Consider the following 20,913-nt stretch of genomic DNA (forward strand, 5'->3'; position numbering starts at 1 on the left):
CCCGCATCCGCCGCGCCCGGCTCACAGCACCGTGCCGGGCGCCTGCGGGTCGTACCGGTAGGCCCAGGTTTCGGAGAGCAGCCGGTCTCCGGACTTGAGCTGCAGACGCATCTCCACGGGCTCCGGGCCCTCGGCATAGACCTTGAAGAAGACCCGCCAGGGGCTCGGCTTGCCGTAGGGCGCCCAGGTGGCGCCGACCTCCTCGGCGCTGCCGCGCGACAGGGTCAACGCCACCGTGGCCGTCTCGGGATTGAGGCCCGACAGGGCCGCACCCGCGAATTCCAGCACGAATTGCCGCACGAGATTGGCGCGGCCCGGGCGCCGGTCCCCGTCCGCGAGCCACGCGGCCTTGGTGGCCCGTGTGGCGACGCAGCGGGCGAGATCGGTGGCGACCGGTTCCTCCACGGTCCAGCGCAGCCGGTAGGCGAAGCTGCGGTCGGATCCGGCCTGAGGCGGGTCGTCCGGTACCCAGAGGGCGACGATGTTGTCGTCGGTTTCCTGATGGGTCGGGATCTCCACGAGCTGGACGCTGCCCCGGCCCCAGTCGCCCTGCGGCTCGACCCAGATGTCGGGCCTGTTCTCCTCGAAGCCGTCGTCGATGTAGTTCTCGTACGCGCGGTCGCGCTGGAGCAGGCCGAAGCCCTTCGGAGCGCGGTCCGCGAAGGCGCTGACGCTGAGGCGGTGCGGGTTGTTGAGCGGCCGCCAGATCAGCTCGCCGGCCCCGGTCTGCATCAGCAGACCGTCGGAATCATGCACCTCGGGCCGCCAGTCGCTCGCGAGGAAGCGGCTCATGCCCTCCGAGTACCAGAGCATCGAGGTCAGGGGCGCCATGCCGAACCGCTCCACCGACTTGCGCATGTAGACCGTACAGGCGACGTCGATGACGACATGCGGCTCCTTCCGGGCGACGAAGCGGTAGGCGCCCGTCAAGCTCGGACCTTCGAGGAGCGCCAGCACGGTCACGGCGCCGTCCGCGGCCGGGCTCACGTAGAAGCGCGTGAAGACCGGGAATTCCTCGGTTCTGCCCGGTGCCGGCGCGGTGTCGATGGCGATGCCCCGGGCCGAGGCGCCGTACTGCGCGCCGTCTCCGGCGGCGCGGAAGTAGGAGGCCCCCAGAAAGGCCAGCCAGTCGCCGTCGTCGCCGGGCTGTCCGGCGGGCGCCTTCTGGAAGCGGAACCCCGCGAAGCCCGCCCCGTCCGGGACGTCCTTGGCCGGGTTGCCGGCCGGATAGGTGAACAGGTCGTGGGCGTAGAGCACCTCGCGCGCCTGTCCGCCCTCCAGGGCATAGACCTTCACGGGGTGGCGGAAGAAGTTGCCGAGGTGGAAGAACGTCACCGGGTACGGGCTCTCGGCGAACAGCGCGTGGCCCGGCGGGTAGCGGATCTCCTGGAGCGGTCCGTAGGTCAGGGCGTCGAGGGCGGCCAAGGCCGGGGCTTCGGGCGGCGGCGCATAGGGCCGGTCCCGCAGCGTCCGGGCGAGAGCGTTCAGCCGGTCGAGATCCATGGGTTCCGGCGGCGCGAGGCGCGGCCCCCCGGAGGCGGCCCTGGCGAGGCCGGGGAACGGCGCGAGAGCGAGGAGCCCGATGGCAGTCAGGACGCGGCGCGTGATCAAGCTGGGACCCCCGGATTCGGCCGGGCCTCGCGACCCGCGCCGCCCTCTAGCCACGCGGGCGCCACGGCGCAATTTCCCGGGCTGCAGCTCAGCTCCGCGGGCCGCAGCTGCCGGTGCTGCCGTCGGTGGCCCAGAGATTGGCGCCGCCCCCCGGCGGGCATTGGCCCGGCAGCGCCAGGGTTATCAGCTTGGCGAAGGCGCTGGCCTCGTCCTCGCCGTAGCCGATCTCGCCGACCATGCGGCCGGACTTGTCGAACAGCGCCACGGTGGCGGAATGCTCCATCGTGTAGTCGCCGTCCTTAGTCGGCACGTGCTTGTAGGCGACGTGATAGGCGTCGGCCATGCGGGCGACCTGCTCGGGCGTGCCGACGAAGCCGCGGATGCGCGGATCGAAGGAGGCGAGATAGTCCCGCAGGGTGTCGGGCGTGTCGCGCTGCGGGTCCAGGGTGACGAAGACGACGTTGAGGCGATCCGCATCGCGGCCCATCCGGCCGAGGGCGGTCGACAGGGTGGCGAGCGTCGTCGGGCAGACATCCGGGCAGTGGGTGAAGCCGAAGAACAGGACGGCCGGTTTGCCGCGGAGGTCGGCCTCAGTCACCGGGCGGCCCTCGAGATCCGCCATCGTGAACGGGCCGCCCACCTTTCGGGGATGGCTGAACCGCGAGCCCTGCTGCAGGACGATCGCCCCGGTTCCGGTGGCGACCACGGCAACGAGGGCGGCGGAGGCGATGAGTGCGAGGGGGCTCGGTGCCATGCTGTGACCTGCGACGGCGCGTCGATACTGCCCATATGGGGTTCGTGTCGACCGGCGTGAGGCCGCGGCGCGCCGTGCCGCGCCAGTCTTACGTCCGGGCCGAGCCGGTTGGCCAGGCTTCGGTCGGCCACCCGGAGCGGCGCGAGGCCGCGCGTCGCAGGGGCCGGAGCGCCGCCCCGAAGCCTGGCCGTCCCGGGGACCACCCGCTCGGGCCAGCCGACGGGAGGCCGCGACGCTCGGACGGCCAACTGCCCTTACGAGGCCTGCGCCAGAGGCCGAAGCGGGAGCGCGGATTGCGCGGTGGCGAGGATCTCGTCCATCTCGGACTTCGGCATGGCGTGACCGAAGAGATAGCCCTGGCCGAATTGGCAGCCCTGGTCGGACAGCCAGTCGAAACTCGCGTCCGTCTCGATCCCCTCGGCGGTGGTGGAGAGGCCGAGGCTCGCCCCGAGCTTGATGATGGCATCGACCAGCTTGGCCCGCTCGTCGCTCATCGTGATCGCGTCGACGTAGCTGCGGTCGATCTTCAGCTTGTCGAACTTCAATTCACGCAGGTGGTACAGGCTCGAATAGCCGGTGCCGAAATCGTCCAGCGCGATGCGCACCCCGAGCTCACGCAGCGACAGCAGGGTCATCCGGGTCGCTTCCAGGTCCTGGATCAGGGCGCTCTCGGTGATCTCGACCTCGAGGCGCTGCGGTGGGAAGCCGGTCTCGGTCAGGATCCCCAGGATCCGCTGGGCGAGCCACGCGTCTTGGAACTGCTGCGGAGCGATGTTGACCGCCAGGATCAGGTGGGGCGGCCAAGCCCGGGCATCCAGGCAGGCGCGACGGATCAGGTTGTAGCTGAGATCGCCGATCATCCCGGTCTCCTCCGCCACCGGGATGAACTCGCTGGGGGCGACCAGTCCGCGCGTCGGATGGCGCCAGCGCGCCAGCACCTCGACGCCGACGATCTCCCGCTCGGGCAAGGACACCACCGGCTGGTAGAAGGGTTCGATCGCCCCGGTCTCGATGGCGCTGCGGAGCTCCGTCTCCATGCGGGCCCGGGCGCGCAGCTCCGCGTCCATGGCGCTGCGGAAGAACCGGAATTTGCCGCGCCCGTCCTTCTTGCCCTGGTACATCGCGAGGTCGGCCGCATGCAGCACCGCGTCGGCATCCCCATGGTCGGCCGATACCGCGGCGACCCCGACCGTCGCGCCGACCTTGAGGTCGTTCTGGTTCCACGTCACCGGCTCGGCAATCCGCGCGATGACAGTCTGGGCGAGGCGCCTCAGTCCCTCGCTCTCGTAGCGCAGCGGGACCAGCATGGCGAATTCGTCGCCGCCCAGCCGAGCCGCGAGGCCGCCCGGCGGGACAAGCTGCTGGAGACGCTCGGCCACGGCGCACAGGACGGCGTTGCCCGCCGCATGGCCGTAGAGATCGTTGACCGGCTTGAACCGGTCGAGATCGATCAGCAGCACCGCCGAATCCCCGGTAGCCGAGGCATGCGCGCGCTCCACGGCATCGATGAAGCGGCGACGGTTCGCGAGGCCCGTCAGCCCGTCATGTCGAGCGATCGCTTCGGCCTGCGCGGCGGCGGCGGCGCGTTCGAGCATCAGCCGGCGGAGGATGATCGACTTGCGGATGCTGGCGCCGCATTGGGCGACGCCCATGCAGGCGGCCAGCAGCAGGAGGTCGGTGAGGTTGTAGGCGGCAACAAGACCGTTGAGGTAGTCGAAGGTCCCGAGGGTGACGCCGACGAACCAGATCCCGACGCCGATAACGAGCAGGCACAGGGTCTCGTAAAGCTCGCCGCGACCCCACGTGGTCGGCGTCTCGATCGGCATGTTCTGGACCCGGTTCCCGAAACGATCTTGAAGCATGCTGTCCGCTAAGGCGGCGTAAATGTCATGTCCAATGTGGTCGGCTATTTACATCGTTGCGCACGAAGGTCTTGGTTTAATTTGAATTAAGGCGCGTATCTCTATCGCGCCTGTCGAATCATGCCGTCGGCAGGGTCGCCGCCTTCTCTGGATCCCGCCGGCGGCCCGAACGGCGACCGTCCGGACGTTTCGCCGGTTCGGGGTGCCGGACCGGCGCCCTCACTCCGGGGCCGCGGCTTCCGCGCGCTGCGCACTCGCGCGGCTCTCCTGAAGGGCGGCGGCCGCCTTGACGATCGACAGGATGCCGCTGCGGGTCGTCTCGTCGGGGATGCTGGTGAAGGCCAGGACCAGTTCGAGCACCTTCGGATCATCGAACAGGGCCGCAGGTCCGGCCTTATCCCGTCCGCTCTCCTGCAGATCGGCGAAGAAGGTATCCACCGGCACCTTCAGCAGGTCGGCGATGGCCTGGAGACGGCCGGCACCGATGCGGTTGCGGCCCTTCTCGTACTTCTGAACCTGCTGGAAGCTGACGCCGATCGCTTGGCCGAGATTCGTCTGGCTCAGCCCCTGCGCCACCCGGAGCGCCGCGATGCGTCCGCCGATCGTGCGGTCGGCGTCGGTGGCGGATTTGGGCTTCGGGGAGGATGACATGGATGAGAGCTTTCGGCGTGGTGGATTGATCGCGAGTTAACTCGCCGTGGCGGCGAAAAACACAACCGAGAAATGCTTAGTGCACCAACAAGTTGCGCGTGCCAAGTCTGCGTGGGACGCATACCTTGGCCATTGGCCGGGCGCGGCTGGGCCATTCGTCGCGCGCACGCCGCGTTGTCGGCTCCAATGAATAGCGGTTTAGATCAGCCTCGAAACGCTATCGACCGAGACTCTGAGTCTATTCGGGCGACGATTTAGCGGAAATCGGAAGCGATGAAGAGTACTGAGGTGTTGAATTGCGTAGGACCGGGCTGATCAGGCGCGGAAACTGCCGGCGACGTAGCCGGGATGGTGCCGACCGTGCCGTCTCAGGACTTTAATGGTGCGGCAGGAGGATCATGAGCCCGCTGAAGCCGCGCTCAAGGACCGTGCCGGTGTCGGGATTTTCCCTATGTGGCGGGGTGAACACTTTAAATTTGAGATAAAGAAATCTATGAAATGATGTATTCATTGACCGACCCCAGCGGTAGGTTCGCCGTCCATTCACAGCGCCCGCGTCGATGACCGACTCTCTGACCACCCTCTCGGAGACTGCCGATTCCGTCCTGCGGGCCGATGCGATGGCCGAGACCTCGGCCCTGCGCGCCCATATCCGGCGAATCCTGCGAAAACTCGCTGCGGCCAAGTCGACGCGGCGGATCGGCTGAGTGCGTCCCGGGTGCCCGCCTGGGCGCCGGCGCGTGCGCCCTGCGACCCTCTGCCTCAACCCTGCAGGCGGGGCGCGGAGGCTGACCGGAGCGGGGATGTCGCGTCGCGACCCTCACGGCTCGCGTCCCGTTGAATCCGGGCCGCCCAACCCGTGACGAGGGTTCAGTCGTGCGGCCCGGCGGTCACCGGGATAAACAATCCTCAGTTGAGCAGATGTTTAAGCGTCCGTTTACCCTGCGGCTCGAGAGTTCCGAACTCAGTCGGAGCTTAATGAGCAGCCATGCTTGATGTCGCCTTCTGGTGGTGCGTAGCCGTGGCGATGACCGGATCGGTCGGCCTGGTCGGCATTGCCCTCGTCGCCGGACGCACGGTCCGATCGCAGCCGCGCGGCGTTCCGCTCTCCCGGAGCGAGCCGCTCGTCCTGCGTCACTTCGGTCGGGCTTGATGGAGGGAGCCTGCGGGCACGGCGGCCGCTACAGAAAGTCCGCGACCGGCTGAGCGTCGCAGAAGAAAAATGGTCGGAGTGGCCGGACTTGAACCGACGACCCCCTGTCCCCCAGTTTGGCCGTGCCCGTTGAAATTCCACAACAATTTTGCCAACGGCCGGACTAGAAGCGTACTGAAAAAACAGCGTTTTCTGGCCCCGCTGCAAACGAATCGCATTGGTGTGAGACCGGACTGCGAGCGTTCCCAATGTGGCGAGATCCGCCTGAGGTAAGTGATGCCGCGATGAAGGGAATGCGGCGCTGAACCTGAATCGCTACGGTGTGAGACGCTCGGCTGAAGGCCCCTTGCAACCCTAGCCGGCCGCCCCGATCACCCTCGGCCTTGTCCGAAACCGGTCATTCGTCGGCGGACGGGCAACTTGCGCTCGAGGCAGCAAGCGGCCCCCGTCTCATCGCCCTGAACAGGACATCCGACCTCAAGCCTTGGTTGGCGATGCGATCCGCTCTTACCGAGGACACGAGACGGCCGGGCCCTGCAAAGCCGTGCCGACCCTCTCCGCGATCACTCGGTCGACCGTGTCCGGTCACGCCGGCGTGCTGGCAGCCGACATCCTGGGCACGGCGTGCGGACCGGCCGGTCATTCCTGCTCCAGCAAGTTCGTGAAGCTGGCGACAATCCCGGGCATCTGGCTGCCCTTGCGGGACGAGGCAATCAACCGGACCCTGTAGCGCGCCCCGTCCGCCCCCTCGACTATCCGCTCGGAGGGCCGGTTTGCCCTCAGCACCGCCGGGATCTCGTCCAGCAGCCATGTCAGGGGGATCGGCGCCGAGAAGTTGCGCAGGGACCGGCCGACGTCGCTCGGCTGCAAGCCGAAGATCTGCGCCGCTGCGCTGGTGAACATGCGAATGCGGAGATCCGACGTCAATAGCACGCTCGCGACGTTCATGCCCTCGAACAGCGTAGCCTGATCGTCGATCAATTGGTCGATGGCCTCGATCTTGGACGCGAGCTCGAAATTCACCGTCTGAAGCTCCTCGTTCAGAGACTGCGTCTCCTCCTTCGAAGCCTCGAGCTCCTCGTTGGCGGCCTGCATCTCCTCGTTGACGGAGTGGAGTTCCTCATTCGAGGATTTGAGCTCCTCAAGGGAGGTCTCGTATTCTTCGATCACAGCTTGAAGCCGTTCGCGCGTGACGCTCAATTCGCGCTCCAGGCCTTGGAGCGCCGTGTCCCGCTCGTTCGCCTCGAGCGCTTGCTGGCGTTCCTTCTCCAAGGGTGCGGCGGCCTCTTTGAACACGACCAGGAACAGTGGCTCGATTGCGCCGGGCGTGTTCAGCGGCTTGACCACCAGGGAGATCGATTGGAAACGGCCGTCCGGCAGCTCGACGCCTATGCCGTCCCGAACGACCAGGGTGTTGCCCTCGATCGCCTCGCGCAGGGCCGTCCGGAGATCCAGCCGCAGGCCCTTGCGCGCCATCGCGGCCAGCTCCCGGGTCGGCTGGCCAGGCACGACCTCGAGGTGATCGCCGATCCGCGACGAATAGTGCACGGCCTCGCCGGTCCGCGTCACGACCGCGTGGGGCGGCGTGAACTCGGACAGCATCTGCGTCTCGACCGCGTGCCGCAGGGCCGCGTGCGTCGTCACGTTCCGCCGCTGCGCCTGGCCCACACTCCCAAAGATCGGCGGTTCCGCCCCGGATATCGGCCGCAACCGGACGGGCGGGATCGCGTCGCGAGCCTGGAAAATGCGGTGCTGCTTGTCGATCGTCTCGAACAGGTCCTCGAACCGCGTCACGTTCTCGGACATGCCGATGAACAGGTAGCCGCGTGGACGCAGGGCGTAGTGCAGCACCGGCAACAACTGCTGCTGGGCCTCGATGCCGAGGTAGATCATCAGGTTGCGGCAGGAGACGAGATCGAGGCGTGAGAACGGCGGGTCCCGCAGCACGCTGTGAGGGGCGAAGGTGCACAGGTCGCGTACGGCCTTCGCGACGACCGCGCTGTCGCCTTCGACGACGAAGTGCTGCGCGATCCGCTCGGAAGAGACGGCGGACAGGTAGGCGCTCGGGTAGCGGCCAGTCCGCGCGACTGTGAGCGCGCGCTCGTCGATGTCGGTGGCGAAGATCTGCACGCGCGGCGGATCCGCCAGGGTGAGCATGTGCTCGCGCAGGAGGATGGCCAGGGAGTAGACCTCCTCGCCGGTCGAGCAGGCCGGCACCCAGATCCGTACGACATCGGTCGCCGCGCGTGCGTCGAGCAATTTGGGGATGACCTGGGTGGTCAGGGCCTCGAAGGCCGCGGTGTCGCGGAAGAAGTTCGTCACGCCGATCAGCAGGTCCCGGAACAGCACCCCGACCTCAGCCGGGTCGGCACGCAGAAGCTTGAGGTAGCCGTCCGGCCCGGCCGCGCCGACGACGCTGATGCGCCGTTGCAGGCGCCGCACGAAGGTGCTGGGCTTGTACCCCGAGAAGTCGTGGCCGACCTGCCGGCGGAGGATGGTGAAGATCTCGGTGAGGAACTCGGCGTCGTGCTCCCGCGGGACCGCGTCGACCTGCGCGTCCGGCGCGGCGGCGACGTGCGCAGCGACATGCGCGGCGATCCGGTCGCCCATATGCTCGGCCATCTCGCCGAAATCGACGAAGCCGGTCCGCAGCGAGCTGAGCGGCATGTCGGCGGTCTCGGGGCCGTAGCCATCCGCGGTCTGGGCCAGGGTCAGGCCTCCGTGCTCCTTGATCGCCTTGACGCCGATGGCGCCGTCGCCGTCGCCGCCGGACAGGATGACGCCGACCGCGCGCTCGCCCTGGTCGAGGGCCAGGGCGGTTAGGAAAATGTCGATCGGCTTGGTCTCGCGGGCCGCCCCGAGCGGTGTCAAGGTCAGCCGGCCGTTCGCGATGCCCATGACGCAACCGGGCGGCATGACGTAGACGGTGCCCGGCTCGACCGGCACACCGTCGGCGGCGGCCTCGACCTTGAGCGGCGTGAGCCGCGCCAGCACGTCCGGGAGCAGGCTCTTGTGCTCCCGGCCGAGATGCGTGACGACGACGAAGGCGGCCCTGAGCGTCTCCGGCACTCCGCGGAAGAAGCCCCGCATCGCCTCGATGCCGCCCGCGGATGCACCGATGCCGACGATCGGAAAGTGGTCCTGATCTATCACCGCGTTCTGAACCTTCGGATCGAGGCCGCGCCGTTCGTTGGGTCCCGGCATCATGCGTTCTCGCCCAACGTCGAGGATGGCCGCGCGGATCAACTTTGGTGCGTGGCTTCCTGCACGACGTAGGCGAGGCAGCGTGCCCGGGCCTCGGGGCTCTTCAGCCGCACGAACAACCGCAGCAGCGCCACCGCTTCGGCGAGATGATTCGCGCCCTCATCGACAGTTTCGATTGCCGGCATATCGGCAGGATCGGGCGTCAGAAAGGTCGCGACCGGGACGCCCAGGGTCTGGGCGATGCGGAATAGAGAGCCGCGGGCGTCGTCTTGCGGATCGTCACCGTTCATCATGACCTTTCCGCCGATCCCTGCGTCGCGTCGATCAATGCATAGCGATCCCGGCCGACCGCGGTCCAATCACGCCAGCGACGCGACGCCCGACATGATTGAGCACACGCCCGAGAAGCAGGCGGGTCTGGGTGTCGGTATCGTCTTCCGCGGCCTCGTAGGCATCGATCAGGCTTGTTACCAACCGTTTCGAGGGGCCTGGGTGGTCGCTCTCATTGGGTGCCTGCGGTCGAGCGGTGTCTTGTTCGCGGGCGCGCCGCACGAGATCGCGGGAAGCCTGGAGCGTCCGCCGCGTCTCCTCGGCTGCCGCACGCAGCTCACGGGCAACCTCAAGGTACCGATCTGCGTGAGGGCGGTCGGTCATGGGCGCTCCGAGTTGCACTGCATGCCCGCGCGTGGACGACTTCAGCGCGGAGCCTGGTATCGTGCACTCAATTTCTGGGTGCATCAATCCGAAGATCGATTTCGATCGCAATAAGAGGGATCAATCGTCAGCATCCATCATAAGTTGGTTCTTCCAGCTTTTCGCATGAGGCGAAGGGATGCGAGGATACGCGTCAAATTTCCAGGTCACCTCTTCGCCAACCACCGCAAAGCGGACCGTTCCAGGGTTTGCCTAGGGTCGAGGACGGGTGGGACGGCGATGTCTCATACATCGCCAAACCGCCCGAAAACGGACCGGCAGAAATCCACCCCAAACCGTCGTGAAGACGGATGGCACGCACCCGATGCGTACGCCACCGGCAGCTCCCTCCACCTGCGTCGTGTAGCCCGGTGCCCGTATCCCGAACGTTGTGCGCAGCGCCGGCTTTCCAGCTCCGCCCGCGCCGGCACCATTGCGCCGCGGCCCCAGCGCGCGTTGTAGGCGTCCAGAGCCGCCATCAGCGGACCGTGTCCGGTCCAGCGCGCCGACGCACGCGGAGAGTGCGACAGTGGCGCGAGGCGCGGTCGTGGATGCCGGCGCCCTCCATGGACGAGCCCCTGATCCGCCACAGGAAGGTGGCGGGCGGGTTCGGCACGAGCCAGCGCGGCAGCTCCAGCGCGCCCTCCAGGAAATCGTCGGCGGGCGACGGGAAGCCGGCGCACAGCGCCTGCCCGATCAGGGGCACGCGGACGGCGTCGGGGCTTTCGACCAGCAGCACGTCGATCGGGTGGATCGGCACGGGGCTCAGGCCGTCCCGGCGCGGCATCGCGCGTATCCGCGGGATATCAGCCGGCCCTGGGCGAGCACGCGCGCTTCGGCGTCTTGCAGGTCGGTGAGCGCATCCTCCACCGCCCGAACGAGGGCGGCCCAGGCATCGCCGGAGGCGGCCCGGTGATAGGCCAGGGCGATCACCTCGGCCTCGGACAGACGGATCTCCACAGACGGTTCGTGCCGTTGGGCATGCATCCGGATCACAACCTCGACTAGAACACATCGGGAACAAAGCCCGATGGTGGGGCGTGGTTCAATGGCCGTGTCGGATCCCGCGGAGATCGCAGTGGGCACGTGTGGAGAGGTCGGGAAAACGCCAATGCCGCGGAGGCTTTATCGCTTCCACTGCCTGGGAGGCGGTGATGCCGTGTTCGACCTGCAGGGGCGGTGGCTGTCGAGCATCCGCGAGATCCGGCAGCACGCGGACCGGGTGGCGCTGGGCCTGATGGAGGGGGGCGGCTGTCAGGACTGGACCGTGTGGTCGGTGGACGTGCGCGATGCCGCAGGCCGGCCCGTGCTGTTCCGCGCGTTCACTGCGGTACGGGTCGGCAGCAAGTCGGCGTAAGGACGGGAGCCGCACCATGGCGATGACGACCAGCTTCGTGGTGCAGCCGTTCGAGATCCACCGCAAGCGCCTGCGCCCGGCCCGCCAGGAGCCGGCGCAGACGGAGAGCGGCGCGCTGAAGAAGGCCGAGACCCTGGCCAAGCGGATGCCTGGCGCGGCGGCGCTGAAGGTGGTGGCCGACGACGAGACCGGCGAACTGGAGGGCGTCACGATCCTCGGCCAGTGGGGCGAGGTGCCGGACGACTTCGCCGAGAGCCTGCAGGGCTGAGCGTCAGCCGCGCCGCTTGGCGGCGAACTCCCAGACCGGCGGTCCCCAGGTCTGACCCGGCTTGGTCCGGTCGACGCAGAAGCGGTCGAACACGATCCGGTTGGGCTCCACGGCGATCGCCGGCCGGTCGTTAACCATCAGGGTGCCCGCATACACGACGCGCAGGACGCCGTGCTCCGGGTGACCGCCGAATAACGGCTCGGCCGTCCAGCCGAGCCGAGGCGCCTCTGCGCCGTGCCGGTCGAGGAAGGCCAGCGCGCTCGTCCGCATCGCCGACCATCTCGCCGGCAGGAGATACCGGCACGGCGAGGCGCCCTCGAACAGGCGCGCGATTTGATCGCGCCAGCAGAAGGTGGCGGGCAGTACGGTGCGCCGATCAAGTCGGTGCGGGCGCTTCAGGGGCTCGGGCCTGTCGAGGAGCGAACACGGTTCGGACCCTGCGCGGCGCGATGGTTCGTGATGCCGCCCGGATGCGATCTGCTCGCAGAGATCGGGACGGGTCAGCCACCTGAGACTTAAAGGTCACGCGCCGCGTGCTCTCCGAGTTGGATGCGCAATTTCAGGCTTGCGGAACTATGTCCCTGTGAGTGTATAGCAGTATTATCAGTCGCAACCGAAATTGGTTCGATGTTGGATATTTGGCAGAACTCATGTTCGAATTCAGAGGCTACAATATCCCTATCGATCTATTGAACATGACGGGAGGTGGGACCGACAGCTTCGAGGCTATTTCCGACGGTCATATATATCTCCTGAGGGAAATGTTGCGTCTTGATAGCAAGCACAATGTCTTGGAGATCGGCTGCGGCATTGGTCGCGATGCCATTCCATTGACGAAGGTCCTGAGTGATCAAAGCAGATATCTTGGCATTGACATCATCGAAAGATCAATCAACTGGTGCAACGAAAATATTAACGCAAAGTATTCAAATTTCAAATTCGTACATTTCGATATCAAGGACCAGTTGCACAATCCTCATGGAACACGAACCCTGGACGAGTTCGAAATTCCTTGCGCATCAGACTCGATCGATCGAATAATATTGTGGTCGGTGTTCACGCACATGGCAGAACATGATATCTCATTTTACCTCAAGGAATTCAGGCGGGTATTGAAGCCGGGCGGGTTGGTCTTCGCCACCTTCTTCATCATTAACGACGAAATCGCCGCATCGGCGCGTGCGACGAACCGGACGATTTTCGATCTGCGCTTCGAGCATCTTTACGCCGATGGCTGCTTCATCAACGATCCTGTTCACCCGATGGGTGCTGTTGCTTACACCGTGCCGAAGGTCAGGCAGATCGTCGAGGCGAGCGAACTCAAATTTCGATACCCGATCCTGTTCGGATCATGGTCTGGGCTGTTCCCATCGTCAGCGACCGACGCGGGCCAAGACGCTCTCGTGCTCTACAAGGCCTAGGGCTGCGGCTAAGGGGCCGTCACAGTGAAAGCGCCACGCGGCGGCTGCCGGCGGAACTGAAACAAAGAAGAGTGCCTCGGCCGAAGCCGGGGCTATCAAACGGGCGCGATCTGGGGGCCGTCCCCCATTTGGAGCACCGGCTCGCCAGGCCCCGATAGGCTCCCTGGACAGGGAGAGCCTGATCTCACCAACGTCTGGGCCGGGCCGATACGCAAGGCGGCTCGGGCTCAGGACGTCCGCGGCGGTCACCGGGCCATACCGGCCGGGCTCAGGATAGTACCGCACCGGGTATCGGGGCACGAAGCAGCCCAGCGCGGCGGCGAGGCTGAAGATTGGTCCGGGAAGAGGCGGGCAGAGCGTCGCAAGCCGTGGGCTCATTGCCTCACGGACGGCGCAGGCGGGGCCGCAAAACGCGACGTCGTTCATCATCGAGCAGGAATGCGAGCATGAAGGGGCTATGCCGGACGAGAAGGGAATGGAGCGTTACCGACACAGCATCGAGGGGCTTGCGCCGTCGCACTGATCCCAACTGCCGCCTCGTGGAAGAGGCTCTGAAGGCGGGCGGCCGTAGGTAAGCTATTGATCAAGTGCGAGAGCATCGCGGGCCATCCGGCTGACCATAGCTTCACGCTTCGCTTGACGCAGTATGATGCGGGCTGCAGCATGAGCGTTAGCGGCGCGCAGATGAGCCTGCGGGCCGCCGTCACGAACAGCGCGTCGAGCCAAAGCACGGAACCATCGGATATTGGCTAGGGCGACCGCGCGCCGATGCAGAGCGCCTCCTAGGTTGACCGAGGCGGCGGTGATGCGAGTAGACATCCGTCAGATCCGCGGCGGACAACCTACGCTTTCCGCCTAACGCACGCTTCGGAGTACGCTGTGGCTCGAAGCACATCAGTGAGGCATCGCACATTTGAATGAAGGCAGCCGCCCTCGCCACCCTCGCTCTCGTCGCCGCCGCCGATGGGGCGCAAGCTCAGCAGCAGCTTCCGACTGTCCCCGAGCTGCTGACGGCTGAGGTGAAGGCCGCGCAGGCCTGCGAGGGCTCTGGAGATCCGGCCATCATACGGGAACAGTGCCGGCTCCGCGATCGGCTCAGCGGCCGCCTTGCTCAGGCCGGCTACTGTTATGGCCGGAAGGGACAAGCTGAGGGAAAAATGGAATGGCACGCCTGCCAGCCGGATTCGATCTATGAAGACGACATCGAGGCGGTGACGCGCTGAGGATAAAGAGAAGCCTGCCACAGCGTGAGGCTGGGCGGGCCGAGGAGGTTCGTGGACTCAGGAACGAACGCGTCGCGACTGTGGCAAAGGTCGTTCCTAAGCTGCGGCGACTTGACTATTTCCCGCCACCGCTGCCGGTCGAGCCAATGCGCGAGGGCTGCGCCTCGTTGCCGGCCGCCGCAGAGTCCGTAGCGATGCCGTCGGCCGCGCGGCCAGTGGGCGAATAGGTTGCAGCGCCTTCATCGCCCGTCGAGCCAGGCTGGCGCGTTACGACACCGGGAGCGCCAGGCGGCACGATGACGGTGGTGCTGGTGGGGGTCTCGATCACCTGGGCGAAAGCCGGACTTGCCATGGCCGCGATCACAACGACGCCGAAAGCAAGCTTGTTCATGCTGATCTCCTGACGGAATGGGTGCGGCAGGAAACTCCTGTAGCGTTCGGCAACTCGGATTGCGCGCAATCGATCCGGCATGGGTGGGGCGACGATACACCGGTGTGCGCCCGCGCACGCCAGACATGAACAGCAACACGCGTTCGCGGACGCTTCGATCCACGTTCTCCATCGACCGCCCTTGGCTCTGACGAAGTCGCAGTAGGGGTTGCCAACGCCGACCAGCGGCCGAGGAACAGCAGAGTGGCCCGCGGATTGCCCGATCAGTTCATGGAGTAAGACATGCTGACTGGTAGCCTGCTGTGGCTCTTAGGCGTGCCGATCCCCGTCCTCATTCTGATCTGGTTCTTTTTCCTGCGGGGCCGGTAGCCTGCAGCAGCGTACAAAGAAGCCCGCGCCGGAGGACCGGGCGGGCTTGCGTGGCTCAGCTTAGCGGGAAGTGTCAGAAACCCCCTCGGCGCCCGTACCCATAGCCTTGGCCATGTCCGCGCCCGTAGCCATGACCGTACCCCCGCCTGTAACCGTCACCGCGGCCGCGGAAGCGCGGGCCACCATAGCCGCGGCGACCACCGCCGAAGTTGGGGCCGAAACGGGTTCCGCCATAGCCATACTGGACGTCCTGGACCGTGTTCGCCGCCTCGGGGACAGCTCCGATGCCAAACTGAGCCGCGAATGCCTGGACAGGTGTGAGAAACATGCTGGCTGCGAATAGACCGGCGGTGAGTGTCGGTACGTTGAACAAATGCGTATCCCTGGCCACGTCCGCGGGCATGCGTCCGTCGCCTAAACAAACTCGACGGCTTCACTCACTGTTCCAATATAATTCCTCGTTCTTGTGCTGCGTGAGATCATTGAAGTGGTTGCGACCGGCGACAAAATCACAAAAAACGCTCTGCGCCGCGATGCCGAGGCAATGTCGCTATCAGATGATCAACGCTCGCGAGCTTGATATCATTCCGCGGGCACCTTGATCGGTGAGCGAAACAAGGCTGGATCGAAGCGCGCCTGACGGCCCTATCGGCATCGAGCCCCCCATTAACGCCCCGCCAGTCCGATCTTCGCCAGCACGATCCCCCCGAAGGCCAGCAGCGCCGCCGAGGCCAGCCCCCAGCCGATCTTGCGCAGGTCGCGCACCTGTCCGGCGACCTCGGCCAGCCCCTTGGCGGCTTCCGCCTTCGCCCCGTCCACCGCCTTGTCGATCCGCCGCTCGATCTCGTCGCGCGCCACGAAGTGCTCGATGTCGCGCCGGTAGGCCACGCCCTCCAGCTTCTCGTCCATCCGGTCGAGCTTGCCCCCGAGCGCATCCATCTGGCGGCCGGTGGCCTCGACGCGCTCGATCAGGCGCCCGATCCATTCGGGCAGATGGTCGGCCATGGGTCCGGTCCTTCGCTCGCCGCGGCCCGGCCGCGCCGTCCGGGCCCGGGGCGGGGTTTCGTCCGTCATCGGGGCGCGCCCGCGGCCGCGAGGCTCAGCCCTTCGGCCCGAGCACCTGCGGCACGATCTTGTCGACCGAGCGGGCCAGCATGTAGGCGCCGATCCCGACGGTCAGCAGCGACCACAGCTCGGCCGGCACGCCCTTGAGCGCCGCCACAACCTCGACCTGCAGGCCGATCATCGGCGCCACCACGCCCACCCAGGTGATCATCGCCAGTGCCCACAGCACGGTGATCGGTCGGGCGTTGCGGGCGAGCGGGCTCTCGGACCCCGCATCGGCCTTCATCACCTCGGCCATGGCCCGGCCGAGATCGTCCTGCTGCTCGATCAGGGCCTTCTGCAGCTCCAGCTGGACCTGGAGGCGCTGCCCTTCGTCGGGCAGCACCTTCTGGAGGATCGGACCGAGCGCGCCGAGCAGCGCCGGCAGGAGGGCGAGGAACCCCATGGTCAGGCCCCCTTCTGCATGTTGCGGCGGACGGCCTCGCGCAGGCGCGGCCACCAGGCGGTCGTTGGCGGGGCCGGGGCGGTCGATAGCGGCGCGGCGGCGCACGCCACCTGGAGGCAGGCGAGGAAGACGGCGTGATAGCCCGCGATCCGCGCGCCGTTCCGCGCGCCGTCGCCGTTGACGATGGCCCGCGCGCCCTCCGGATCGTCGGTGCCGCCGTCGAAGTAGCGCGCGAGGGTATGGCCGGGGCGGAACAGGCCGTCGCGCGCGCCGACGATCAGGATCGCCGCGCTCGTCTCCGGCACGAGCGCCAGGTCCGGATCGCCGACGAGGTCGAGGCCGAGTAGCCGGCCGAACCGCCGGTAATTGTCGAGCCAGGTGAGCTGGCTGGCGCCGCGGCCGTAATAGACCCGGCCGTCCACCGGCACGCCGTAGGGATGCCCGCGGCCGAGACCGTCCTCGCGGATCGACAGGTTCAGCCGGCATTCGTGCCAGGCGGTGGCCAGGGTGTAGGCGACGTGGCGGAGATCGGCGGGCCAGCCCAGGCGCTCCCAGGCGTCGAGGAGGCCGGTCAGCCCGTCGACCTCGGTCTGCGCGAGGGTGGCGCCGAGCAACCCCGTCGCGCGCAGCCGCGCGAAGAAGGTCGCCCGCACGAGGGGAGCGGTCATGTCGGCCTCACGAGGGTCCGGGTGGAGGGGAAGCGGCTACGCCAGGGCGAGGCTGACGCCCGCCTTGTTCGCGGCCTTGAGGGCGGTGGCGTCGGTGCGGCCCTGCGCCCCGGAGAAGCCGACCGCGATGCCGGCGCCGAAGGACAGGCCGAGAGCGCCGAAGGGCACGACGAGCGTGCCGCCGGGGGGCACCATCGCCTCCCAGGCCGCCGCATCCGTGCCCAAGCCCGGCGGCGCGGCGGTGTCGAACAGCTTCACCCAGACCGGGGCCGTGTCGCCGTTCCAGGCCGTGAGCGTGAGCACGCGGCCGGGGGCGCCCTTGACGAGCTGGCCGGCCGCCGCCGCGGACGCGGCGTAGGCGGTGCGGGCGATCGCCCCGCCCTCGCCCGGGGCCTGCGCCACCAGCGCCACCGGGATCGGCGTGCCGGCCGCGACGCCCTGGACCGAGAGCACGTCGGGGCTCGCACGTCCGGCGGTGCCGAACGCCGGCTGCCGGGCCGCGATCGCCGCCCCCGTCGGCAGGACGGCGGTGCCGTCGTCGTAGAGGACGAGCAGCGTGTCCGACGCCGCCATCTCGGTGGTGTCGACCGCCAGCGTCAGCACGGAGCCGTCGAGGGCGGTGTAGCCGCAGCCCGGCTTGCCGGCGGCGTAGAGGAGCGCCGACCGGCTGAGGTCGATCACGGCGAGCAACGCCCGCACGTCGAACCCGGCCACGCCCGAGAAGTCGAGGGTGCGCTGCGCCGGCGCGAAGGCGACGCCGCCGAACAGGGGTCTCTTCATCGGGGCCTCAACCGAACAGGAGCGCGTCGACGAAGGCCTGCGCGTCCGCCGCGCGCAGGGTCTCGCCGGCGCTGGCGTCGAGCGCGTCCGACAGCAGGCGCAGCGTGTTGCGGCTTCCGTCGACCCCGTCGCGGATCGCGGCGAGCGCCTCGGTCACGGTGCCGGTCGAGAACGGCAGCACCACCTCGACCGTGTACGGGATCACCGACTCGATCACCCGCCCGGCGAAGCGCTGGGCGAGGTCGGCTGCGGGTGTGGTCTCCACGGTCATCGGCTCAGTCCAGCAGTTCGAGGGTGCCGAGCAGGACGGTGCGGCCGGTGCCGTCGCCCTCCCGGATCCGCACGACCACCGGCATCGCGGCCCGTGGGGCGGCGCCGGCGAGGTCGGCTTGCGCCAGCGGGAAGCGCAGGACGCCGTCGGCATCCGTCGCGAGGCCGCCGCCGGCCTCCGTGGTCAGCGCGCGCGGGCGGCCGGGCAGGCCGACGCTCCAGGCGATCACCTGCCCGCCCGCGGGCAGCGGGACGATCTGCCCGGACGCGACGTCGAGGCCCCGCAGGATCAGGCCGAGCGGCGCGGCGTCGGCCCGCGCCATCCGCCACGCGTAGGTGAGCGGCGCCGGGCTCACGGGGCGCGGCCGGCGTCCGTCGGGGCAGAGCCGGCGTCGGCTGATCGCGGCCTCCGCTCCACCGATTCCTTCGGGTCAATCGCCGACGGCTTCGACGCGGCGAGCTCGGCCTCCAGGGCGTCGATCCGCGCCTGCGCCTCGGCGAGCAGCCGGTCGCGCCGCTCCAGGGCGCAGGCGAGGGCGAAGTTCTGCGCGGTCAGGGTCCCGAGATGCAGCGCGACGTGCTGCTCGGCCGTCTCGATCAGCTGGGCCATGGCGAATCTCCGGTTGCGGATTGCGGAGCGGTCAGTTCGGGACGCGCAGGGCCCGGTAGCCGGCGCCGGCGCTGTCGGGGGCGCCGTAGGTGACCGGCCGGGCGCCGCTGCCGTCGGCGTTGACCTTGAACAGGCCGGCGGCGGCCTGGAGCGCGACCGACCCGGCCGTGTCGACGACGTTGACGCCGCTGCCCCGGTGGGGCGGCAGCACGAGGTCGCCCAGGGGACTGAGCTGGATCAGGCCCGCGCGGCCCGCGCCGCCCGGGCCGATCGCCCGGAGGTTGATCGGCTGGGACCCGGCATTCGGGGTCCTGGCGGTCGCGCCGATGTCCAGGGCGACCTGGGCGGCGCCGTCGTTGGTGACGAGCACGGTCTTCCAGGGGATCCCCCGGTTGATGCCGATCTGATCGACCTCGATCACGGTGCAGATCGCCAGGCCGTTGGTGTCGCTGTCGCCGATGAAGTACAGGCCGCGCACCGGCACGTTGACGTCGGACCCGTCCTTCTGCTTCCGGATGTTGAAGTCCAGTTCGATCCCGTAGGCGATCACGTCGGTGAAGCCCCACGGATCGACGTGGTGCGCGCAGTTCGACACCAGGGTGTTCGCGCCCCAGATCGACGCGGCGCCCGGAGGCTGACCGTTCGCGCCGGCGAAGGCCCCGCCGAACAGGCCGACGCCGCCCTGGCTGCTCGACGACGTGCGCGCGTAGCCGGCGACGCCGACGCTGTGATTGCCCGCGTCGCTCGATGCGGGCACGTCCACCGCCCCCACGATGGCCTCGGTGACCCCGAAGAGATTCGAGCCGAACTGCGCGTCCGCGGGGTAGTCGTTCACGGCGACCCGGAAGGTGTCGTGGAGGCGCCGGTAGCCCGACCAGGCCGGCCCGGGATCCGCGACCGAGGGCTGGCCGCCCAGGGCGAGGTCGAGGGGCCGGACGGGCGCCCAGTAGGCGCCGTCCCGGGAGCGGAAGCCCTGTCCCGCGGGCGGCGGCGTGGCGACGCGCAGGTAATCGCCGCCCCGGCCGTCCCCCGCCTGCATGCGTCCGCGCAGGGCCAGGGTCGTCACCTGGGCGGGGATCGTCGCCGCGGCGGCGTCGCCCCGGCTGGCGAAGGTGAGGCAGAGCGGGGTCTGCACGGCGCTCTCCAGGGCGGCCACGCGGACGGCGAGGTGGCCGCTCTCCAGCGCGGTGAGGCGCGCCAGGGCGTCGGCCGCGAGCGGCGCGAACACGCTCGCGTTCGACACGTCGTCGAGCTGCAGCACCTCGATATCGGTGACCGGATCCGGGCCGAACACGCGCACGAACGGCCGGGCGTACCGGGCCGCGCGGGGGGCGACGACCAGCGTGCCGGCGCCCGCCTGCCGCCCCAGGGTGGTCTGCCGCTCGACGCGGCCGGCCGCGACCGTCGTCCCCTTCAGATCGGCCACGGCCGTGAACGACGATCCCGCGCCGTCCGGCAGCCGGTTGCCCGCCTGGTCGAACCACGCGATCCCCAGCCGGATCGCGTCGTTGGCCGGATCCGCGGCGTCGGCCCGGCGCTGCACCACCCACCGGGCGCGGTAGACGCGGCCGGGCTCGATCGCGACCCGCCTGCGCGTGGCGACGAGGCCGGGCCCGGTCAGGCGGGCCACCGCGCCGTTGTCCCCGAACGCGCGCAGCGTCGCCGGCAAGGCCGGCAGGGCCGAGCCGTCGCCCTGAAGCTCCGCCACGGTCGCCGCGAAGGCGAAGGCCCATCCGGCCTCCCCGACGCGCGCGGTGTCGGCGACGCCGTCGGCGCGGTAGCGCTCGATCAGCGCCCCCAGGGCCGTGTCGCTCGCAGCCCGGGCCCGGCCCTCGGCGACGACCGCCGCCGTCCGGTCCTGTTGCTCCCGGGCGATGGCGTCGCCCCGCGCCCGGCCCTCGGCGACGACGGCGGCCTGACGAAGCTGGCCCTCAGCCGCGACGGCCGCCGCGATCGCGCTGTCGCGGGCGCGTCCCTCGGCGGCGAGGCCGGCGACGCGCGCCGCCTGCTCGTCGGCGAGGGCCGCGACCAGGCCGTCGAGGAGGTCGAACGCGTCGCCGATGCGCGCGACGTTGGCGGCCGGCGTCGCGCCGAGCGAGGGCTTCGGAAGAGCCATGC

Annotated in this window: 23 protein-coding genes and 1 pseudogene; 5 read left to right on the forward strand and 19 right to left on the reverse strand. The window is 68.6% G+C overall.

Annotated elements, in window-relative coordinates; genetic code table 11:
• Positions 1–21 precede the first annotated feature (21 nt).
• The 4 genes from GGQ91_RS05045 to GGQ91_RS05060 form a co-directional block, all read right to left on the reverse strand.
• On the reverse strand, positions 22–1,611 hold the full coding sequence (locus tag GGQ91_RS05045) for an OpgD/OpgG family glucan biosynthesis protein (RefSeq protein WP_182591504.1): 1,590 nt from the start codon (positions 1,609–1,611) through the stop codon (positions 22–24).
• Between the two features lie 88 nt (positions 1,612–1,699).
• Positions 1,700–2,365, reverse strand: coding sequence for an SCO family protein (locus GGQ91_RS05050; RefSeq protein ID WP_075380308.1), 666 nt, complete (start codon positions 2,363–2,365; stop codon positions 1,700–1,702).
• A 254-nt stretch (positions 2,366–2,619) separates the two neighbouring features.
• Positions 2,620–4,191 carry a putative bifunctional diguanylate cyclase/phosphodiesterase gene (locus GGQ91_RS05055; RefSeq protein WP_053610277.1) on the reverse strand — a complete coding sequence of 524 codons (1,572 nt, stop codon included), beginning with the start codon at positions 4,189–4,191 and terminating at the stop codon, positions 2,620–2,622.
• 255 nt (positions 4,192–4,446) lie between these two features.
• Positions 4,447–4,878 carry a helix-turn-helix domain-containing protein gene (locus GGQ91_RS05060; RefSeq protein WP_182591505.1) on the reverse strand — a complete coding sequence of 144 codons (432 nt, stop codon included), beginning with the start codon at positions 4,876–4,878 and terminating at the stop codon, positions 4,447–4,449.
• Between the two features lie 560 nt (positions 4,879–5,438).
• Here GGQ91_RS05060 and GGQ91_RS05065 point away from each other — a divergent pair.
• Positions 5,439–5,585, forward strand: a complete 147-nt coding sequence (locus GGQ91_RS05065; RefSeq protein WP_158713268.1) for a hypothetical protein — start codon at positions 5,439–5,441, stop codon at positions 5,583–5,585.
• Between the two features lie 1,085 nt (positions 5,586–6,670).
• Here the strand turns inward: GGQ91_RS05065 and GGQ91_RS05070 are convergent.
• The 5 genes and pseudogenes from GGQ91_RS05070 to GGQ91_RS05090 all read right to left on the reverse strand — a co-directional run bounded on the left by GGQ91_RS05070 (position 6,671) and on the right by GGQ91_RS05090 (position 10,888).
• Positions 6,671–9,238, reverse strand: a complete 2,568-nt coding sequence (locus GGQ91_RS05070) for a CheR family methyltransferase (RefSeq protein ID WP_182591506.1) — start codon at positions 9,236–9,238, stop codon at positions 6,671–6,673.
• Positions 9,239–9,273: 35 nt separating this feature from the next.
• Positions 9,274–9,528: a hypothetical protein gene (locus GGQ91_RS05075; protein ID WP_236961604.1), complete on the reverse strand. Its 255-nt coding sequence runs from the start codon at positions 9,526–9,528 to the stop codon at positions 9,274–9,276.
• Between the two features lie 31 nt (positions 9,529–9,559).
• The gene (locus GGQ91_RS05080) at positions 9,560–9,889 is read right to left on the reverse strand and encodes a hypothetical protein (protein WP_124263042.1); all 330 of its coding nucleotides are present in this window, start codon (positions 9,887–9,889) and stop codon (positions 9,560–9,562) included.
• 580 nt (positions 9,890–10,469) lie between these two features.
• Positions 10,470–10,715: pseudogene (locus tag GGQ91_RS05085) on the reverse strand (LexA family protein); the annotation flags it as partial.
• Positions 10,694–10,888 (reverse strand): hypothetical protein, encoded by a 195-nt coding sequence (locus GGQ91_RS05090; protein WP_342462038.1) that lies wholly within the window; start codon positions 10,886–10,888, stop codon positions 10,694–10,696. The pseudogene GGQ91_RS05085 and the gene GGQ91_RS05090, both read right to left, overlap by 22 nt.
• A gap of 151 nt (positions 10,889–11,039) precedes the next feature.
• On the opposite strand from GGQ91_RS05090, the gene GGQ91_RS05095 reads away from it, so the two are divergent.
• Positions 11,040–11,285 (forward strand): DUF6894 family protein, encoded by a 246-nt coding sequence (locus GGQ91_RS05095; protein ID WP_182591508.1) that lies wholly within the window; start codon positions 11,040–11,042, stop codon positions 11,283–11,285.
• 16 nt (positions 11,286–11,301) lie between these two features.
• Positions 11,302–11,553, forward strand: coding sequence for a hypothetical protein (locus tag GGQ91_RS05100; protein WP_043350800.1), 252 nt, complete (start codon positions 11,302–11,304; stop codon positions 11,551–11,553).
• 3 nt (positions 11,554–11,556) lie between these two features.
• On the opposite strand, the gene GGQ91_RS05105 is transcribed toward GGQ91_RS05100, so the two are convergent.
• On the reverse strand, positions 11,557–11,823 hold the full coding sequence (locus GGQ91_RS05105) for a hypothetical protein (protein WP_246410583.1): 267 nt from the start codon (positions 11,821–11,823) through the stop codon (positions 11,557–11,559).
• Between the two features lie 380 nt (positions 11,824–12,203).
• Here GGQ91_RS05105 and GGQ91_RS05110 point away from each other — a divergent pair, with 380 nt between their 5' ends.
• Together GGQ91_RS05110 and GGQ91_RS05115 are read left to right on the forward strand one after the other, a co-directional pair.
• Positions 12,204–12,974, forward strand: a complete 771-nt coding sequence (locus tag GGQ91_RS05110) for a class I SAM-dependent methyltransferase (RefSeq protein WP_182591509.1) — start codon at positions 12,204–12,206, stop codon at positions 12,972–12,974.
• Positions 12,975–13,891: 917 nt separating this feature from the next.
• Positions 13,892–14,197: a hypothetical protein gene (locus GGQ91_RS05115; RefSeq protein ID WP_182591510.1), complete on the forward strand. Its 306-nt coding sequence runs from the start codon at positions 13,892–13,894 to the stop codon at positions 14,195–14,197.
• Positions 14,198–14,312: 115 nt separating this feature from the next.
• Here the strand turns inward: GGQ91_RS05115 and GGQ91_RS05120 are convergent, their stop codons facing one another.
• The 9 genes from GGQ91_RS05120 to GGQ91_RS05160 all read right to left on the reverse strand — a co-directional run bounded on the left by GGQ91_RS05120 (position 14,313) and on the right by GGQ91_RS05160 (position 20,911).
• Positions 14,313–14,588: a hypothetical protein gene (locus GGQ91_RS05120; RefSeq protein ID WP_182591511.1), complete on the reverse strand. Its 276-nt coding sequence runs from the start codon at positions 14,586–14,588 to the stop codon at positions 14,313–14,315.
• A 1,035-nt stretch (positions 14,589–15,623) separates the two neighbouring features.
• Entirely contained in the window at positions 15,624–15,962 is a 339-nt protein-coding gene (locus tag GGQ91_RS05125; protein ID WP_043351545.1) for a hypothetical protein, read from the reverse strand.
• Between the two features lie 94 nt (positions 15,963–16,056).
• Positions 16,057–16,467, reverse strand: coding sequence for a 3TM-type holin (locus GGQ91_RS05130; protein ID WP_043384555.1), 411 nt, complete (start codon positions 16,465–16,467; stop codon positions 16,057–16,059).
• Positions 16,468–16,469: 2 nt separating this feature from the next.
• Positions 16,470–17,135 carry a glycoside hydrolase family 19 protein gene (locus tag GGQ91_RS05135; RefSeq protein ID WP_182591512.1) on the reverse strand — a complete coding sequence of 222 codons (666 nt, stop codon included), beginning with the start codon at positions 17,133–17,135 and terminating at the stop codon, positions 16,470–16,472.
• A gap of 36 nt (positions 17,136–17,171) precedes the next feature.
• Positions 17,172–17,915 carry a hypothetical protein gene (locus GGQ91_RS05140; protein WP_182591513.1) on the reverse strand — a complete coding sequence of 248 codons (744 nt, stop codon included), beginning with the start codon at positions 17,913–17,915 and terminating at the stop codon, positions 17,172–17,174.
• Between the two features lie 7 nt (positions 17,916–17,922).
• The gene (locus GGQ91_RS05145; RefSeq protein WP_182591514.1) at positions 17,923–18,186 is read right to left on the reverse strand and encodes a hypothetical protein; all 264 of its coding nucleotides are present in this window, start codon (positions 18,184–18,186) and stop codon (positions 17,923–17,925) included.
• A 4-nt stretch (positions 18,187–18,190) separates the two neighbouring features.
• Positions 18,191–18,541, reverse strand: coding sequence for a hypothetical protein (locus GGQ91_RS05150; protein ID WP_182591515.1), 351 nt, complete (start codon positions 18,539–18,541; stop codon positions 18,191–18,193).
• A complete protein-coding gene (locus tag GGQ91_RS05155; protein WP_182591516.1) occupies positions 18,538–18,795 on the reverse strand; it encodes a hypothetical protein in 258 nt (85 codons plus the stop codon). Before GGQ91_RS05155 ends, GGQ91_RS05150 begins: the two co-directional genes overlap by 4 nt.
• Before the next feature lie 31 nt (positions 18,796–18,826).
• Complete coding sequence (locus GGQ91_RS05160) at positions 18,827–20,911, reverse strand: hypothetical protein (protein WP_182591517.1); 2,085 nt, start codon at positions 20,909–20,911, stop codon at positions 18,827–18,829.
• Between the last annotated feature and the right edge of the window lie 2 nt (positions 20,912–20,913).

Origin of the sequence: Methylobacterium fujisawaense, from assembly GCF_014138435.1 — a bacterium.
Classification (GTDB): Bacteria; Pseudomonadota; Alphaproteobacteria; order Rhizobiales; family Beijerinckiaceae; genus Methylobacterium; species Methylobacterium fujisawaense.